This is a genomic window from Enterococcus sp. AMC1623 (assembly GCF_058216495.1).
The window spans coordinates 732993-750957 of the sequence record NZ_CM177096.1 but is presented as its reverse complement, the minus strand read 5'-3'; the positions used below and the strand labels follow the sequence as shown (position 1 = coordinate 750957).

Below are 17965 nucleotides of genomic sequence, written 5' to 3'. Positions count from 1 at the left end.
TAAAAAGACAAATGAAAGAAGGATAAACAAATGATCGTAATTATGAAACCAGGTGCAACACAAGAGCAAGTAGATGTCGTTATTAAGCGTATTAAAGATAGTGGCTTAGATGTCCAAATTAACCAAGGGAGTGAACAAGTTGTATTAGGTTTAATCGGAGATACACGCAACATTCAAGATGTCGCTTTCCGTAGCTACCAAGGTGTCGATAAAACAGTACGTATCAGTAATACGTACAAATTAACTTCTCGTGAATTCCACCCACAAGATACAGTTGTTGATGTGGATGGAGTAAAAATTGGGGATGGTAGCTTTGTAACAATGGCTGGTCCATGTTCCATCGAAGGTTTAGACCAAATCCGTGAAACAGCTCGTATGGCCAAAGCTGGTGGTGCAAAAATTTTACGTGGCGGAGCTTACAAACCACGTACATCTCCATACGCTTTCCAAGGTTTAGAAGAAGAAGGCTTAAAATACATTCGCCAAGCTGCCGATGAATACGATATGAAAGTCATTACTGAAGTGATGGATGAAGCACATATTGATGTTGTTGCAAAATACAGTGACATTATCCAAATTGGTGCGCGTAACATGCAAAACTTCAAATTATTAGCGGCTGTTGGCCAAACAGGAAAACCAATTGGCTTGAAACGTGGAATTTCTGGAACCATTGATGAATGGTTAAATGCAGCAGAATACATTGCTATTTCAGAAAAAAGCCCAGTTATTTTCATTGAACGTGGAATTCGTACGTACGAAACAGCTACCCGCAATACGTTTGACTTAAGTGCTGTTCCAATCATGAAAAAATTAAGCCATTTTCCAGTTATTGTTGACCCAAGCCATGGTACAGGTGTCTGGGATTTAGTTCCACCAATGGCACGTGCCGGCGTTGCTGCAGGAGCAGATGGAATGATTGTTGAAATCCATCCAGATCCAGCGAATGCTTGGTCAGATGGTCCACAATCATTAAACGAGAAAAACTACTTGAAAATGATGAAAGAAGTCGATGTTATTTTCAATGCGATGAAACAAATTCGTGAAATGTAAAAATAATTAACTTAAGGGATGTGTCAAGAAATGCTAAGGGTAAATTTAACCAATCATCAATATGATATTCAAATTGAACGTCATTTGCTAAAAAAATGTGGACAATGGGTACAAACTTTATGGAAACCACAGCGAATCGCAGTGATTACTGATAGCAATGTTGCCCCACTTTACGGTAAAATGGTAACAGAGTCACTTGAAGCCTGTGATTTTCAAGTAAGCCTCTTTGTTGTACCAGCCGGTGAGCAAAGTAAGTCATTAGAACAAGCAGCAAACTTATATGATTTATTAGCAGAAGATGGGTTCACACGTAGCGATGGCATCATCGCATTGGGTGGCGGCGTTATCGGTGATTTAGTCGGTTTTGTTGCTTCCACATACATGCGTGGCTTACATTTCTTGCAAATTCCAACTACTTTAGTCTCACAGGTCGATTCAAGTATTGGAGGCAAAACAGCCGTCAATACGAAAAATGCAAAAAATTTGGTGGGAACTTTTTCCCAACCCGATGGCGTGTTAATTGATCCAGAAGTATTAAATACCCTAGATGACCGCCGCCTGCGTGAAGGTATTGCTGAAATTATTAAATCTGCTGCAATTGCAGATGAAAATCTTTGGGATTTATTAGCTTCGATGAAAGATGAGTTTGAATTACTTGAACGTGCAGAAGAAGTGATTATTCCTTCATTAAAGGTGAAGCGCACAGTCGTTGAAGAAGACGAATTTGATAATGGTAGCCGTTTGACCTTGAATTTTGGTCATACAATCGGTCATGGAATCGAAAATACTGCAGGTTATGGTGTTGTCAGCCATGGGGAAGGTGTTGCTGTCGGAATGGTAATGATTTCAAAACACGCCGAAGCAATTGGTGAAATGCTTCCAGGTACCACAGAACAATTAATTCAAATGATTGAGAAATTCCATTTGCCAACACAGCTAGAAATCGACTCACAAGCTGTTTATCAAGCGATTACGCATGATAAAAAAGCACGAGGCTCGCAATTAAAGATTATTTTACTTGAAAAAATTGGCCAAGCAAAAATTGTGTCAATTCCAATTGAAACGATGAAAGATTACTTACAATAGGGGGAACTTATATGCGTTATATTACAGCAGGAGAATCACATGGACCAGAACTAACAGCAATTATTGAAGGACTACCAGCAGGAATGCCTTTGTCCGCAGAAGATATTAATCATGAATTAGCACGTCGTCAAGCCGGTTATGGTCGTGGAGGCCGCATGTTAATCGAAACAGACCAAGTACGTATCACTTCTGGTGTTCGTCACGGCAAAACACTTGGCTCACCAGTGACAATGGTTGTTGAAAACAAAGACTGGAAAAACTGGACCAAAGTCATGAGTATTGAAGAAGTGGAAGAAAAACAAAAAAAATTACGTCGTGTTGCCCGTCCAAGACCAGGACATGCAGATTTAGTAGGTGGTATGAAATATCATCATGATGATTTACGTAATGTTTTGGAGCGCTCTTCTGCTCGTGAAACAACGATGCGTGTTGCTATTGGTGCAGTTGCGAAAAAAATCTTATCTGAACTAGGAATCGAAGTAGTTGGCCATGTTACGATGCTTGGTGGCATTAAAGCAACAATTCCAGAAGGGATTACGGTCAGTGAAGTAAAAGCTATTTCCGAAGCTTCGGATGTTCGTGTTGTGGATCCAACAGTCGAAAGCGACATTCGTCAATTGATTGATCAAACCAAACGTAATGGTGATACTATCGGTGGTGTTGTTGAAGTTTTAGTTGGTGGTGTACCAGCAGGACTTGGAAGTTACGTACAATGGGATAAAAAATTAGATGCCAAAATTGCACAAGCAGTAGTCAGCATTAACGCCTTTAAAGGTGCTGAATTCGGTGTTGGGTTTGAAGCTGGTGTCTTACCTGGTTCAAAAGTGATGGATGAAATTTTATGGAACGAAGAAGATGGCTACACACGTCGCAGTAATAATTTAGGTGGTTTTGAAGGTGGAATGACAAATGGTGAGCCGATTGTTGTCCGTGGGGTAATGAAACCAATCCCGACATTATACAAACCATTACAAAGTGTAGATATGGATACAAAACAACCGTATAAAGCTAGTGTAGAACGCTCGGATAGTACTGCTGTGCCAGCAGCTAGTGTAGTTGCTGAAAGTGTAGTTGCAACAGTTGTGGCAAATGAAATTTTAGAAAAATTTTCTAGCGATTCATTTGAAGAGTTGGTTCAAGCTGTCAAAGAATACCGTGAATACTTGAAAAATTACTAAGATGTTGGGGAGGTAGGCATGAAACAAAATGTATTAATCATTGGTTTAGGTTTAATCGGTGCGTCATTAGCTATTGCTATTAAAAAAGAACATCCCGATGTGCAATTGATTGGTTGGGATTACTTTGAAGAAACACGTATGATTGCCAAAAATCAAAAAATCGTAGACGAAATTCCAACTACGTTTGAAGAAGGAGCACTTAAAGCAGATATTATTTTATTAGCTGTTCCAATTAAAACGTCGTTAACTTATTTAAAAGAATTAGCCAAACTTCCATTAAAATCAACGGTCCTTGTAACCGATGCAGGCAGTACGAAACAGGAAATTATGCTGCTTGCAGAGCAACTGCCCTTTGATTTTATCGGTGGACATCCAATGGCCGGTTCGCATAAATCAGGTGTGTCAGCCGCTGATGGGAATCTTTTTGAAAATGCCTACTATATTTTTACTGTCCCACAAGATGAACAAGTAGCCAAACGGGTAGCTGAATTACAAGAGTTGTTCCAAGGTGCTCGTGCCAAGTATGTCATATTGACTGCTGATGAACACGACCAAATTACAGGTATGTTATCGCATTTGCCACATATTATTGCGTCTGGATTAGTCAATCAAGCCGATGTTTTTAATCAATTACACCCACGCGCTAAACAATTAGCTGCAGGTGGTTTTCGAGATATTACACGAATTGCTTCTGCTGATCCACAAATGTGGACGGATATTTTGTTAAGCAATCGGGAAGCCTTGCTTTCATTAATGGTCACTTGGCAAGAACAAATGACAGAAATTTCTGACTGGTTAAAAGCAGGCGATCGTACGAAAATTTTTGAGTTTTTTGAAAATGCGAAAGATACACGTGATAGCTTACCCGTTCATAGTAATGGGGCGATTCCGGCTTTTTATGATTTAATGGTGGATGTTCCAGACCGTCCAGGGGTAATTGCTGAAATCACGAGTATTTTAGGACAGGCCGAGCTTTCTGTTATTAATATTAAGATTTTAGAGACACGAGAAGACATTATCGGCGTCTTACAGTTAACCTTTAAAAATCAAGGCGATTTACTTGCCGGTAAACAATGTATTGAAGAGAAGACCGACTATCCTTGTCGTCTGAAATAGGAGGAAACTATGAAATTATCACAGGCAAATCAATTAAAAGGGACGTTACGGGTTCCAGCAGATAAATCAATCTCACATCGCAGTATCATGTTTGGGGCGTTAGCAAGTGGAAGAACGACCGTGAAAAATTTTCTACGTGCGGAAGACTGTATGAGTACGCTTCATGCCTTTCAAGCCCTAGGTGTACCAATTGCGGACGACGGCGAAACAATTACGATTGATGGGCAAGGGTTTGACGGTTTAAAACCAACAGATTCGCCAATTGATATTGGAAATTCTGGGACAACGATTCGTTTAATGATGGGTATCTTAGCAGGTTCTGGGTTTAAAACTACGTTATTTGGTGATGACTCTTTAAATAAACGTCCCATGAACCGTGTGATGTTGCCATTGTGTGAAATGAATGCTCAAATGCACGGAGACAATGATTCTGAATTTCCGCCAATTACAATTGAAGGCGTGGATGAGCTACAGCCAATTAATTATGTGATGCCGATGGCGAGTGCGCAAGTTAAATCAGCGATTATTTTTGCTGCTATGCAAGCAAATGGCACTTCAACTATTCTAGAAAAAGAAGTATCACGCAACCACACAGAAGAAATGATTCGTCAATTTGGTGGCGAAATTAATGTTTCTGGCAAAGAAATTTCAATCACAGGTCCACAAACATTAACCGGTCAAGCTGTAACAGTTCCTGGAGATATTTCTTCTGCAGCATTTTTCTTAGTTGCGGGTGCAATCACACCAAATAGCGAAATTACCTTAACAAACGTAGGGATTAATCCCACACGTACAGGAATTGTGGATGTTTTAACGGATATGGGAGCTGATTTAGAAATATTAAATGAAGATACAAAAAATCAAGCAGCAGATATGGTGATTCGTACCTCTCATTTAAAAGCCACAACGATTGAAGGAGATTTAATCCCTCGTTTAATTGATGAACTACCAGTAATTGCGTTATTAGCAACTCAGGCGCAAGGAACAACGGTAATTAAAGACGCTGAAGAGCTAAAAGTTAAAGAAACCAATCGTATCGATGCAACAGCTGACCAATTACGCAAAATGGGCGCTGATATTACAGCAACAGAAGACGGTCTAATCATTAACGGTCCAACACCATTGCATGGTGCAACCGTTTCTAGTCTAGGCGATCACCGTATTGGTATGATGTTGCAGGTTGCTGCATTAATTAGCGAAGGGGATGTTGAATTAGAACGCCCAGAAGCGGTGGCTATCTCTTATCCAGCCTTTTTTGATGATGTTCAATCGTTAATTCAAGGAGGCGCAAAATAAAATGAATCAAATTGTTTTGATTGGTTTTATGGGTGCGGGTAAAACAACTGTCGGAAATCTTTTAGCTGAAAAACTGAATAGTCAGCAATATGATTTTGATCAACTTATCGTAGAAAAAATCGGTATGAGTATTGCCGATTATTTTGAACAATATGGCGATGTAGCCTTTCGTGAAATTGAAACAACTGTTTTAGCTGAAGTTGACGCGTTAGACGGTATTCTGTCAACGGGTGGCGGGATTGTTTTAAAAGCAGAAAATCGTGAATTACTCAAAAAAATGGCGAATGTGGTCTATTTAAAAGCTGACTTAACAGAATTAATTCAACGAGTAACGCAAGATGAAGAGAATATCCGTCCGCTAGCAGATTCAAAAACGCCGCAAGAAATTGAAGCTATCTATCGTCCAAGAGTGCCTTTATATGAAGAAAGTGCACAAATTATTATTGAAACTACAGGTAAAACGCCGCAAGAAATCGTCACAGAAATTTTGAAACAAGTAGGTGAGTAAATGAAAGTTGGTTATTTAGGACCTAAAAATTCCTTTACCTTCCAAGCAGCAAGTACCATCGCAGACGAAACAGAACTTGTCGCATATCCGTCTATTCCTTTTTGTATTCAAGCTTTAGAAGAACATCAAATTAGTTTTGCAGTAGTTCCTATTGAAAATTCATTGGAAGGTTCAGTTCATGCCAGTGTGGATCGCATTTTCCATCAAGATAAGCTGTTTGTTGCCGGAGAAATTGTCTTACCGATTCGACAACAATTATTAGGCTATTCCAATGAACAACCAATTACTAAAATCCTTTCGCACCCGCAAGCTCTTGCGCAGTCGCAACGCTTTTTAGAAACGAACTATCCCTTGACTCCGTTGGAAGCAGTAGCATCGACCACCTTTGCAGCAGAATATGTCGCAAATCATCCAGAAGAACAAGTTGCTGCTATTGCTTCGGAAAAAGCAGCAAGTGAATATGGATTAAACATTTTAGCACATGGTATTCAAGATAATGCTTTAAATCAAACACGTTTTTGGATATTAACTGCTACGAAAGGTGAAACGTTAGATACCTTAGGAAAACCGGCTCGCAACACCTTATTTATTACGTTACCAGATAATTTACCCGGAGCTTTGCATAAGGTCTTGTCTTGTTTTGCGTGGCGAAATATCGATTTGAGTAAAATTGAGTCGCGTCCTTTAAAAACAAGTTTAGGTGAATATTTCTTTATCGTTGATTTAACTTTGGAAGATAATCAAGCTTTAATTAAAAATGCAATTGAAGAAATTGAGCTTTTAAATGGACGTACCAGAAACATCGGGAGTTATCCTGTAAAAATCATTCAGTAACCTATGCTTTTGGCATAGGTTTTTTTGTAGAAAAAGGTTAAGTTTTCTTATTTTAATTTGCTTTATTGTAAGGGTCATGTATGCTATAAGAGAATATATCTTTGGAGGAACAAATTATGAGTCGAATGGATCGTCATAAAAAACAAAAATCAACAGAACAAATTTTTGCTCGTAAAACGATTGAAAAACAAACAGACTGGGAAGAAGATTGGGAGGACGTTGAGAGTGGGAATAAGCTACCACCTAGTGCACCTCCACCTAAATCAAGCTTTTTTAAAAAGAAGCCCAAAAAACAAAAAAAACATCGCTTTGTCCGATGTTTGATTACCTTTTTAATTGTATGTATTGGGTATTCGGGTATTTCATTTTTTGTCGGGCAACTAGTCGCTAAAAGTGATAGTGCTTCTGTCCAACCAGAAACCTTTAACGGAATGACCGCAGCAGACGGGAGTCACAATATTCTATTGATAGGAAATGACAGTCGTGAAGGAGAAACAGCACGTGCTGATACGATTATGGTCTTGCAATTAGATGGACCTGCCAAGAAACCTAAACTTATTTCTTTCATGCGCGATACTCTTGTGACTATTCCTGGTGTAGGCGATAATAAAATTAATGCTGCGTATGCCTATGGAGGAGCAGAATTAGTCCGAACAACGTTATCACAAAATTTTGGTATTGAAACTAGCTATTATACAACAGTTGATTTCCAGACATTCGAAAAAGTGATTGATACTCTTTTTCCAAGCGGTGTAAAAATTGATGCCGAAAAAGACATGAGTAAAAATTTAGAAGTAGCCATTAAACAAGGTCCACAAAAAATGGATGGCTTGACCCTTTTACAATATGCTCGGTTTAGAATGGATGAAGAAGGGGACTTTGGTCGCGTTCGTCGTCAGCAACAAGTGATGAACGCCGTATTTAGTCAATTAAAAAATCCTATTTCTTTATTAAAATTGCCTTATGCAGCTGGGAAAGTCATGGGATATGCGTCAACAGATTTATCGATGGGCTTTTTATTGAAAAATACCTTGTCGATTGCTAAAGGAGCGGCTGGTGTCGATCGTTTAAGTGTTCCTGTTGAAGGCTCATGGTCTTATGGTGAAACCTATGAAGCAGGTAGTGTATTAGTCGTTGATACTGAGATGAATCGTCAAGCTATTCAACAGTTTCTGTCAAAATAATTAGAAGCACTTTTAAAAACGGATAGGTTTATGCTATATTAGTACTAACGTTTGAAAATTGTTTGAAACGAGGATAGAAAATGAAATTAGCAATTGTTACAGATAGTACGGCATTTTTACCTGAACGCATTCAAAAACATTCTGATTTATTCGTTATCCCAATCCCTGTTATTTTAGATGGGAAAATTTATAACGAAGGAATCGATATTGAAGCAGAGGAATATTATGGATTACTAAAAAACAGCAAGGAATTTCCAACAACTTCACAACCGGCATTAGGCGAAGCTCTTGAACTATATGAAAGTATCGCTGCAAAAGGTTATGATACCATTATTAGTATTCATTTATCTTCGGGTATTTCAGGATTTGTTCATAATTTGCACACAATTGAAGAGGCCATTGATGGTGTGAAAATAGTCCCTTATGATTCGAAAATTACGAGTATGCCCATGGGCCATATGGTGGAAGCAGCTCTTGACTTAGCCGATCAAGGTAAAAGTTTAGAAGCTATTTTAACTCATTTAGATGTCATTCGTGACAATACCTATGCGTATTTAATTATTGATGATTTAAATAATTTAGTGCGTGGTGGACGTCTAACCAATGGGGCAGCAGCTATTGCGGGGCTTCTAAAAATCAAACCAATATTAACTTTTGAAAATGGAAAAATTGTATTATTTGAAAAAATTCGTTCCAGTAAGAAGGCTTTCAATCGTGCTGAAGAAATAATTGGCCAACATAAACAGGAAATCAATCGTCCTTTAAAATTATATGTTATTCATGCGAATAATCCAGAAATGGCTTTAGAAGAACAAAAAAAATTACAAGAACGTTATCCCGATGTATCAGTTGAAATTGGTTATTTCGGACCAGTTATCGGCACTCATTTAGGAGAAAAAGCAATTGGTTTAGCGATTTCTGCGCAATAATTGAAAAACTCGTGCATAGGTACGAGTTTTTTTTTGCCTGAGAAAACCATAATAAAATTATGTAAACTTATATTCGATGAGCTTTAATCTAGACGAATTGACTTTTTCTTGGAATAATAAACGCATCAACTATTTATCAGGAGGCGGTAGCAGATGCTTTGTCAATTTTGTCATGCGATTTCCTCGCATAATTACTTAAAAACCACCGCTCACTTTTATGTCGTCTACGATATCGATCCTATCCAACAAGGCCATTTGTTAATCATCTCTAAAGAACATTATACGAATTTACGGAGTCTTCCGAGACATAGCTTATATGAATTAATTGAGTTAGAACAAGAACTAACAGAATTATTAGAAACTCATTTTGATATTCAAGGAGTATCGATTCTGCAAAATAACGGAAAAGTGATGGATGAGGGGACTCATTTTCATGTCCATGTTGTCCCGCGTTACCCAAACGATGCTTTTTGGGATAATCAATACGTACCACAGCAGCCACTTTCACTGACAAAATTAACGAACTTATTAGGAGGAATAGTGTGAAACTAATTTTAATTCGACATGGCGAATCGACTTATAATAAATTTAATCGTGAGAATCCACAAAAACGCGTCTTTACCGGACAATTCGATACCCCTTTAACAGATATGGGTCGCCAACAAGCATTGCAATTACAACAATTTCAAGAATTGAGAACGATTGAAACGGTCTATGCATCTACGCTATCTCGTGCTTTTGAAACTGCTCAGTTAGCAACAAATAGAAAGGATATCTTGCTTGATGAGCGTTTGAAAGAGCGATCGTTAGGCGAACTAGAAGGACAGTCATTAGCTGACTTAACTGATTTTTGTGCCACATTACCACAAGATTTCACTCATAGTTTTCACACGAAAGCACCAGGAGGCGAAAGTTATACGGATGTTCTGCAACGAATGCATGCTTTTTTTAGTGATTATTGGCATGATGAAATGGCTGTATTCTCACATCAAGGTTGTATCCGTACGATTATGATGCATCTGATGAATTTAACGGAAGCCGAAACATTACGCTTACAGATCCCCAATTGCTATCCAATTGTCTTAGAAGGCGAGCGCGTAGGGGAATTCATTCAAAAAACGAGCAACTCGTAGAGTTACTCGTTTTTTTTGTTCACCATTAATGTACATTTACCGGTTGCTATTAATGTTTCTGCTAAATAAATCTCTGCGTGCCAAAATTGTAAACGTCCGCCTACTTTTTCTGGGGAAGCGATAACTTGGATCTTGCCTGACTGTACAGTATTAAGATGGCTGATTTGTAAATCAACACCTACCGCAAATCCATCTGTAAGGTGCTGATTAGCACCCAGACTACAAGCAGTTTCAATCAAGACACCACTTACACCGCCATGCAAATAACCAAATGGCTGTTTATGGATTGCTGCTACTTCTAAAGATAAAATAACTTTTTCTTTTGTTACTTGCTCTGTGTGTATTGCTAAATGCTCTAATAAATTCATTCTCTTACTCCTTCGTTTTGTTTAGTATAGCGCAGAGTGAAAAAATTGGCTAGCTGCTTTTTATTAAGCATAAACTCTCTCTTTTTTTGCTATCTTACTGTATAATGAGTAAGTGATGCAATAAAGGAGGAATTAAATCCATGAGAGAATGGCAAACAATTAAAGAATACGATGAAATTCTTTTTGAACAATACGAAAAAGTGGCAAAAATAACAATTAATCGTCCAGAAAGACACAATGCATTTACGCCTAAAACAGTAGCGGAAATGATTGAGGCGTTTAACATTAGTCGTGATCGACAAGATATTGGTGTAATTATCTTAACGGGTGCTGGCGATAAAGCCTTTTGTTCTGGTGGTGACCAAAAAGTCCGTGGACATGGTGGCTATGTTGGCGAAGATCAAGTTCCTCGTCTCAACGTTTTAGATTTACAACGTTTAATCCGAGTTATTCCTAAACCGGTCATTGCGATGGTTAAAGGCTGGTCTATTGGTGGCGGAAATGTCCTTCAATTAGTGTGTGACATTACTATCGCCGCAGATAATGCTAAATTTGGTCAAACTGGTCCGAATGTTGGTAGTTTCGATGGTGGTTATGGCTCTGGTTATTTGGCACGTGTTGTTGGACATAAAAAAGCCAAAGAAGTTTGGTTTATGACAAAACAATATACGGCAGAAGAAGCCCTAGCAATGAATTGGATTAACACTGTTGTTCCTTTAGAAGAAGTAGAAGATGTGACAATGGAATGGGCAGGAGAAATGTTGAAGAAGAGTCCATTAGCTTTACGTATGATTAAGGCAGCGATGAATGCAGATACTGACGGCTTAGCCGGTATTCAACAATTAGCAGGGGATGCAACATTATTGTATTATACAATGGATGAAGCTAAAGAAGGTCGCGACGCCTTCAAAGAAAAACGTGAACCTGATTTTGATCAGTTCCCTAAATTCCCATAATGAGACCAAATAGTTGGTTACAGCGACAAGCGCAATTTTATCCAGAAAGACCAGCTTTTTATTGGAAAGATAAAAGCTGGTCTTTTCATGCGTTAAATCAAGACGTCCAAGGGTACGCGCAGTATTTTCAACAACATCTTCCTAAAAATTGCTCACGTGTCGCAATTTTTAGTAGCAATTCTCAGGAGATGTATTTGACGATTTTAGCACTTTGGGAATTAGGAATTGAGATTCAATTGTTAAATACTCGTTTAACAGATGAGGAAATTACCTTTCAATTACAAGATGCTGACACACAAGTGGTGATTAGCGAAAAACCACTTACGATTGCGATGTCTTTAGCTTTTCCAAACGAAATTCCATCGGTTCAACCAAACAATTTCGTTGATTACGGGTATCAAGCGACTGCTACTGCATCAATCATGTATACTTCAGGAACAACAGGCAAACCAAAAGGAGTTCCCCAAACTTTTGCACATCATCACGCAAGCGCAATAGCCACACAAGAAAATATGCAGATTGCAGCCAATGATTGTTGGCTGTGTCCTACAACCTTATATCATATTAGTGGTTTATCTGTTTTGCTACGTTCGTTAGTGTTAGGGATGAGTGTACGTTTGTATGAAAAATATGAGGTTGAAAAATTAGTTCATGATATTCGTGAAGAGCGTGGAACAATTGCCTCTGTAGTCAGCAAAATGTTGATGGAGCTATTACCTTTATTACCTGAATGTCCTACTTCGTTTCGTCACTTTTTATTAGGTGGAGGTCCGATTTCCAAAGAAGTATTACAACAATCGGAAGCACAACGGTTTTCAGTCATTCAATCGTTTGGTATGACAGAAACTTGTTCTCAGGTTATCGCCTTACCTCCTGAAAAAGCGAGCCAAAAGCTTGGTTCAGCTGGACTTCCTTTGAAAAATGTCGAATTGAAGATTGAAAAGGGAGAGATTTTATTAAAAGGTCCTAGTATTGTGTCCTCTTATTTGAATCAGCATACAAGTATGGATGAGGAGAACTGGTTTCATACAGGTGATTTAGGTTATCTGGATGAAGAAGGTTATTTATATGTGCTCAGTCGGATGAGTGAATTAATTATCTCTGGTGGTGAAAACATTTATCCAGCAGAAATTGAGTACGCTTTGATGCAGCATCCACAAATCAAAGAAGCGATTGTCGTTGGAACAGAAGATCCAACGTGGGGGCAAGTCCCTGTCGCCTATCTAGTGATAAATGATTCCTTACAAGCACGGACTATCCCTTCCTATTTAACAGGATTAGCAAAATATAAACATCCAAAAGCTTATTTTATCGTTTCGAGCATTCCTAAAACGGCTAGTGGGAAACCACTAAAACGAAAATTTCTAACAGAAGAAAGAGTGAACTATATTGTGTACCAACTTACATGAGCAACTAGCAGCTATTCAAACAGAATATATTAGTTATTCTTATCCGATTGCATCAGTTGCTTTAGAAGATTTATTTGCCAAAAGTGATGCGTATCAAGGAACACGTTTCTTTTGGCAATCAGCAGATAAAAAAGTAGTCTTTCTAGGGTTAGGTCAGTTGGAAATTTTATATGGTAAAACAGTTGAAGAAATTCGTGCGTTTCAAACGAATTTTTTTGAGAACTGTACGATTTTGCCAACAGAAGTCTATCAAGAACCGCTTTTATTTGGTGGATTTGCATTTGATTTAAATGGAAAATCCGCCCCATTTTGGCAAGAATTAGAACAAGGCTCTTTTCAAGTCCCAACTATCTTATTTAGCCAACAAGAAAAACAGCTATTCGCGACGTTAACCGTTCGCAATCAAAAAGAAGTGGCGCAAACTTTTGCAAAACTAGAGCAGCAAGTTGAAAACCTCTTAGCAGCACCACTTCCTAAAATGATATCAACACCACTTCAAGAGCAGGAATTAGGCGTTCCTGAATGGTTAGCCTTAGTCAACAAAAGTGTCTCTGCGATTCATGCAGGCAAACTAAAAAAAGTCGTGTTGTCTCGTCAAATGAAGGTCACTACACAAGGCACGTTTCATTTAGCAGCTATTTTAAAAAATCTATTATCGCAACAACCAAATACGTATGTCTTTTTATTAGAAGGGGCTACAAGAACGTTTATTGGTGCAACGCCTGAACGATTAATTGAAGGAACACCCGATTATTTTGCTACAGCAAGTGTAGCGGGTTCGATTAGACGGGGAGCAACAGAGACAGAAGATGAGCAACTGGGACAATCGTTACTAACCGATCCAAAGAATTCTCATGAACATGGTTTAGTCGTCAATCGAATTGAACAAGAGTTAGCTCCTTTTATTGATGAACTAACGTTAGGCCCTCGCCGACTGTTAAAAAATAGAGATATTCAACATATTTATTTACCATTATTTGGTAAACGAAAAAAAGAGGTTTATTTGCTACAGTGTATTCAAGCCTTACATCCAACTCCTGCATTAGGGGGCGAACCTAGACAAGCCGCCATGCAGTGGTTAGCCAAACATGAAGCAGCTGGTCGTGGACTATACGGTGCCCCGATTGGTTGGTTAAGCTTAAAAGAAGATATTGGCGAATTTGCAGTAGGCATTCGTTCGGGTGTTTTTAGTCAGGATGAAGGTTTGTTGTATGCAGGTTGTGGTATTGTAGGAGAATCCATCCCTGAAGAAGAAGAAAAAGAAACACGGATTAAATTCCAACCGATGTTGCGAGGAGTGAAAGGTATTGAGTCACCAAAAAACGATGACTAGCTATTTATTAGCGTTTATTGCAGGATTAAAAACAGCAGGGATTAAACAAGTAGTGATTAGTCCCGGTTCTCGTTCGACCCCACTAGCATTATTATTGCATCGGGATACAGAGTTAACTTGTTTTATTGATGTCGATGAACGATCAGCTGGTTTTTTTGCCTTAGGGTTAATCAAAGCTTCTAAAGAACCTGTTGCATTGGTTTGTACTTCTGGAACAGCTGCGGCGAATTATTATCCAGCGATTTGTGAAGCAGATGCAACCAATTTGCCATTAGTTGTCTTAACAACAGATCGGCCACCAGAACTACGAAATGTCGGTGCACCTCAAGCAATGGATCAGCAACAACTTTATGCTAGTCATGTAAAACAATTTACAGAAATGACGGTTCCAGAAGATAGTGAAGAATTGTTACGATATAGTCATTGGCAAGGATTAACCAATAGCTTACATGCGCAACAAGCTCCAAAAGGTCCTGTGCATGTAAACTTACCACTACGTGAACCATTATTACCTGATTTGAAGCTAAAAGCACCTGAATTTCTAAACTCAATGATTCTTCCAAGTCAACGTATCGTCGATTTAAGTGAGTTAATGCCTTTTTTCACTAAAAAAGGGTTAATTATTGTGGGAGAACAACACACTACCCAAGAAGCAAAACGTTATCTAGAATTAGCTGCTTTATTGAATTGGCCCATTGTAGGTGATCCGTTAACCAATTTAGCAACTTGTCAGTCATCACCGTATTATTTGAAACAAGCGGATTTGATCTTTAGTCAAACAACGTTAGAACCAGAAGTTATTCTGCGTTTTGGACGTTTGCCAGTAACCAAAAATGTTTTATTGTATTTACAAAAATTAACGGCACCAACAATTTTTGTGGAAGAAACTTTATCTTGGCAAGATCAATTACAAACGACCAATTATTTTATTGAAGCGACAATTGATGAGCTATTGACAAGCATAAAGAAGAGGACATTTCAGCCAATAGCTACGCAATGGGTAACTTCATGGCAAGTGCAACAAACCATTGCAACAACAACTTTAACAAAACAAGCGCTGTTAACTGAATTCAATGAATCTGCTGCAACGGTGGCGTTAGTCGAGCAGTTAAAAAACAGTCAATTATTTGTGGCCAACAGTAATGCGATTCGTTTTGTCGATCGATTGACTGCAGTGAATGCCAATAATGTGACCATTCATGGAAATCGTGGCGTCAACGGAATTGATGGTTTAATTTCTACTACAGCAGGAATTGCTGCCAATCAAGCTCAACCTACCTTTTTATTAATTGGCGATTTAGCTTTCTTCCATGATATGAATGGCTTACAGATGATGAAACACTACCAACTCCCTGTAACAATTGTTTTGTTAAATAATAATGGGGGTGGCATTTTTTCATTTTTATCGCAAAACCAACTACAACCAGAAGACTTTGAACCGCTATTTGGTACACCTCTAAATATGGATTTTCAGCATGTAGCAAAATTATATGGGGCGGTTTATCATCAACCTAAAACATTAGCAGCATTCGAACAATTAATTAGCGAGGCACAACAACAGCCGATTTTCCAAATTATTGAAGTCTGTGGTACACAAAAAGAACCCGTTAATTTATGGCAACAAATTTGTCAGCAGTATCAAACGGCACTAGGTGAGCAAGATGGTTAATTACTTTTATCAATGGTTTACCCCTTATCAAGCGCACCGACCGACAATTATTTGTTTACACGGTTTTACAGGGACGTCGAATACCTTTCGATCCTTAACATTTTCAGCAGAGTATAACTACTTAGGGATTGATTTGATTGGTCATGGCAACAGTAGTGTCTTTGTCCATCCCGATGAGTACCAAATGGAGCAGGTCGTTAATAAATTGCAATCACTCGTGCAGCAACTAGATATTTCGACCTATTATTTAGTAGGTTATTCGATGGGTGGACGTGTGGCATTAGCTTGGGGATTGCAAGATACAAATGTTCAAGGGATTGTTTTAGAAAGTGCTTCTCCAGGATTAGCCAGCCAAGAAGAAAGAAACCAGCGAATAGCAAGCGATAATAAACTTGCACGACGTTTATTAACAGAATCGCTAATCGAATTTGTTGATTTTTGGCAAGAGTTGCCCTTATTCGCCTCGCAAAAACAGTTGCCAGCATCTACTCAAGCCACGATTCGTGCTGAACGAATGAGTCAACAGGCATATGGTTTAGCGATGAGTCTCTATATGATGGGGACCGGCCAACAGCCGAGCTATTGGCAATACTTAGAGACTACTACGCCAATGCTTTTAATTACTGGTGAATGGGATCAAAAATTTCAACAAATTGCATATAACATGCGCAAAAAAAATCCAAGCATACAAATTCAGGAAGTATCTGGTGCTGGTCATTGTGTGCATATTGAACAACCTGCAGCCTATTGTCAGATTGTCGAAGATTGGTTAAAGGAGAATGCTAAATGAAGATTGTTGAAGTGAAACATGTACAATTACGCTTACCATTGAAATCTCCATTTGTAACAAGTTACGGCGTTTTAAAGGAGAAAGCCCTTGATTTATATCTTTTATATGATGAAGCTGGCAATCAAGGAATTGGTGAACTGGTATCTTTTGAAGTACCTGATTATATTGAAGAGACTATTGAAAACTCCCGCCACGTTATTCACAATTTTTTATTCCCTTTATTAGGACAGACTGACATTTACCATCCGAAAGACGTTTGGCAATTATTTCAAGGAATTCAAGGTAACTATATGGCTAAATCGGCATTAGAAACAGCGGTATGGGATTTATATGCGAAACGCCAGAAGCGATCATTGGTGACTTATTTTGAGGAAACACGCCAAGTCCTTCCAGTGGGTGTAAGCATCGGAATCCAGCCGTCTATCTCACAGTTACTAAAGATCGTTCAAGACTATGTGGCACAAGGGTACCAGCGGATTAAGTTAAAAATTAAACCAAATCAAGATTACGAACCATTGACAGCTATTCGGCAACAGTTTCCTGAGTTATTGTTGATGGCGGATGCTAATTCAGCTTATTCTTGGGAAGATTTACCTTTGCTTCAAAGAATAGATACGTTAAACTTAGCGATGATTGAGCAACCTTTTCATCAACGAGATTTTGTTATGCATCAGCAATTACAAAAAAGATTACACACACCAATTTGCTTGGATGAAAATATTCGTAGTTTAGAAGATGTACAGACAGCGTACGCTTTGGGCAGTTGTCGAAGCATTAATTTAAAAATTCCTCGTGTGGGTGGAATTACAGAGGCGTTACGTATCGTTGATTTCTGCAAAGAAAAAGGGCTCATTGTGTGGCTAGGTGGCATGTTTGAATCGGGAGTTGGACGGGCGTTAAACCTTCAATTTGCTAGCCAATCAATTTTCCAATTTCCTGGCGATATTTCCGGTTCAGATCGGTATTACTATGAGGATATCATTATGAATCCAGCAAAAGTCGTGGCTGGAACATTGAAGGTTCCCAAAGGCGAGGGGATTGGTGTAAAATTAGATTGGACAACAATCGAACGTTATACGTATTCTTCAAATAAATTCTTATTGTAATCTTAGAGAAAAGAGGGGAG

18 protein-coding genes are annotated in these 17965 nt (G+C 38.6%); 17 read left to right on the top strand and 1 reads right to left on the bottom strand.

The window, feature by feature from the left end:
- Positions 1-30: 30 nt before the first annotated feature.
- The 11 genes from aroF to AC4BC7_RS03755 all read left to right on the top strand — a co-directional run bounded on the left by aroF (position 31) and on the right by AC4BC7_RS03755 (position 10314).
- Positions 31-1050: a 3-deoxy-7-phosphoheptulonate synthase gene (gene aroF, locus AC4BC7_RS03805; protein ID WP_207940584.1), complete on the top strand. Its 1020-nt coding sequence runs from the start codon at positions 31-33 to the stop codon at positions 1048-1050.
- A 30-nt stretch (positions 1051-1080) separates the two neighbouring features.
- Positions 1081-2136 carry a 3-dehydroquinate synthase gene (aroB, locus tag AC4BC7_RS03800; protein ID WP_207940583.1) on the top strand — a complete coding sequence of 352 codons (1056 nt, stop codon included), beginning with the start codon at positions 1081-1083 and terminating at the stop codon, positions 2134-2136.
- A gap of 11 nt (positions 2137-2147) precedes the next feature.
- Complete coding sequence (gene aroC, locus AC4BC7_RS03795) at positions 2148-3314, top strand: chorismate synthase (RefSeq protein WP_490503896.1); 1167 nt, start codon at positions 2148-2150, stop codon at positions 3312-3314.
- Between the two features lie 18 nt (positions 3315-3332).
- Positions 3333-4430, top strand: a complete 1098-nt coding sequence (locus AC4BC7_RS03790; RefSeq protein ID WP_490503895.1) for a prephenate dehydrogenase — start codon at positions 3333-3335, stop codon at positions 4428-4430.
- A gap of 9 nt (positions 4431-4439) precedes the next feature.
- Positions 4440-5726, top strand: coding sequence for a 3-phosphoshikimate 1-carboxyvinyltransferase (aroA, locus tag AC4BC7_RS03785; RefSeq protein ID WP_207940580.1), 1287 nt, complete (start codon positions 4440-4442; stop codon positions 5724-5726).
- A gap of 1 nt (position 5727) precedes the next feature.
- Positions 5728-6234, top strand: a complete 507-nt coding sequence (locus tag AC4BC7_RS03780) for a shikimate kinase (RefSeq protein ID WP_207940579.1) — start codon at positions 5728-5730, stop codon at positions 6232-6234.
- The gene (gene pheA / locus AC4BC7_RS03775; protein WP_207940578.1) at positions 6235-7068 is read left to right on the top strand and encodes a prephenate dehydratase; all 834 of its coding nucleotides are present in this window, start codon (positions 6235-6237) and stop codon (positions 7066-7068) included.
- A 116-nt stretch (positions 7069-7184) separates the two neighbouring features.
- Positions 7185-8252: an LCP family protein gene (locus AC4BC7_RS03770; RefSeq protein ID WP_490503894.1), complete on the top strand. Its 1068-nt coding sequence runs from the start codon at positions 7185-7187 to the stop codon at positions 8250-8252.
- 80 nt (positions 8253-8332) lie between these two features.
- A complete protein-coding gene (locus tag AC4BC7_RS03765; protein ID WP_207940576.1) occupies positions 8333-9181 on the top strand; it encodes a DegV family protein in 849 nt (282 codons plus the stop codon).
- A gap of 153 nt (positions 9182-9334) precedes the next feature.
- The gene (locus tag AC4BC7_RS03760; RefSeq protein WP_207940575.1) at positions 9335-9727 is read left to right on the top strand and encodes an HIT family protein; all 393 of its coding nucleotides are present in this window, start codon (positions 9335-9337) and stop codon (positions 9725-9727) included.
- Complete coding sequence (locus AC4BC7_RS03755) at positions 9724-10314, top strand: histidine phosphatase family protein (RefSeq protein ID WP_207940574.1); 591 nt, start codon at positions 9724-9726, stop codon at positions 10312-10314. Before AC4BC7_RS03760 ends, AC4BC7_RS03755 begins: the two co-directional genes overlap by 4 nt.
- 2 nt (positions 10315-10316) lie before the next feature.
- Here the strand turns inward: AC4BC7_RS03755 and AC4BC7_RS03750 are convergent, their stop codons facing one another.
- Positions 10317-10682: a PaaI family thioesterase gene (locus AC4BC7_RS03750; protein WP_207940573.1), complete on the bottom strand. Its 366-nt coding sequence runs from the start codon at positions 10680-10682 to the stop codon at positions 10317-10319.
- Between the two features lie 140 nt (positions 10683-10822).
- Here AC4BC7_RS03750 and menB point away from each other — a divergent pair, with 140 nt between their 5' ends.
- The 6 genes from menB to menC are packed head-to-tail and all read left to right on the top strand — an operon-like array spanning position 10823 to position 17945.
- Positions 10823-11638: a 1,4-dihydroxy-2-naphthoyl-CoA synthase gene (gene menB / locus AC4BC7_RS03745; RefSeq protein ID WP_207940572.1), complete on the top strand. Its 816-nt coding sequence runs from the start codon at positions 10823-10825 to the stop codon at positions 11636-11638.
- On the top strand, positions 11638-13047 hold the full coding sequence (gene menE / locus AC4BC7_RS03740) for an o-succinylbenzoate--CoA ligase (RefSeq protein ID WP_490503893.1): 1410 nt from the start codon (positions 11638-11640) through the stop codon (positions 13045-13047). Before menB ends, menE begins: the two co-directional genes overlap by 1 nt.
- Positions 13028-14380: an isochorismate synthase gene (locus AC4BC7_RS03735; protein WP_207940570.1), complete on the top strand. Its 1353-nt coding sequence runs from the start codon at positions 13028-13030 to the stop codon at positions 14378-14380. The genes menE and AC4BC7_RS03735 overlap by 20 nt, the downstream gene beginning before the upstream one ends.
- Positions 14355-16049 (top strand): 2-succinyl-5-enolpyruvyl-6-hydroxy-3-cyclohexene-1-carboxylic-acid synthase, encoded by a 1695-nt coding sequence (menD, locus tag AC4BC7_RS03730; RefSeq protein WP_490503892.1) that lies wholly within the window; start codon positions 14355-14357, stop codon positions 16047-16049. Before AC4BC7_RS03735 ends, menD begins: the two co-directional genes overlap by 26 nt.
- Positions 16042-16839, top strand: coding sequence for a 2-succinyl-6-hydroxy-2,4-cyclohexadiene-1-carboxylate synthase (gene menH / locus AC4BC7_RS03725; protein ID WP_207940568.1), 798 nt, complete (start codon positions 16042-16044; stop codon positions 16837-16839). The genes menD and menH overlap by 8 nt, the downstream gene beginning before the upstream one ends.
- The gene (gene menC, locus AC4BC7_RS03720) at positions 16836-17945 is read left to right on the top strand and encodes an o-succinylbenzoate synthase (protein WP_207940567.1); all 1110 of its coding nucleotides are present in this window, start codon (positions 16836-16838) and stop codon (positions 17943-17945) included. Before menH ends, menC begins: the two co-directional genes overlap by 4 nt.
- The last annotated feature ends 20 nt before the right edge of the window (positions 17946-17965 follow it).